Below are 606 nucleotides of genomic sequence, written 5' to 3' on the forward strand. Positions count from 1 at the left end.
CGTCACGCCTCAACAGCGAGCCTCGTTTTTGATTTTCCCAGACTCCCTCACCCCCAACCCCTCTCCCAGAGGGAGAGGGGAGTTAGACTTGACTTTGGAAAAATCCCTTGCCCAGAGGCGGGAGAATAGATCAAACCGCTGGGCTCTGGAATAGCCACGGCTAGGGCGCACCCACAATCACAGTGGTGTCTTGCATTGTCTTCACGACGGTCTCGCCTCCTTCCGAGAGCACAACCCGTCGCTCTGGCACCGATACTCCGGCCACTTTGGCAGTTTGGTAGTTCTGCCCGGCCTGCACCACAGAAGGGATGACGCCTGGGCCAGAAACCAAAGCAAAGGATTCGCCACCAATCTGGATCATCCCAGAAACCTGCACGCTGCGGGCAAAGGCCGCCGGGTCAGGAGTGGGCGTCGGGAGCGGCGTGGCCACTGCTACGGGCACTTCGCCACCGGGCGGAGGCAGTTCCGGAGGCGGAGGCAGAGGTGGCAGGTCAAGGGTTGGCTCAGGGGCACGCACGTTTTGGGGCACAAAGGGATCCGCCCGTCCGGCTCCACTTAAGGCCCGCTGGGTTTCCTGCTCCCGATCCACCGGTGGGATCAGGCTAG

General features: G+C 61.9%; 1 pseudogene. It reads right to left on the minus strand.

Annotated features, from left to right (window positions below):
• Positions 1–160: 160 nt before the first annotated feature.
• Positions 161–606, minus strand: a pseudogene (locus tag NW853_RS12880) (hypothetical protein); the annotation flags it as partial.

The sequence above is a fragment of the Synechococcus sp. H55.11 genome, from assembly GCF_047462475.1.
Lineage (GTDB): Bacteria > Cyanobacteriota > Cyanobacteriia > Thermostichales > Thermostichaceae > Thermostichus.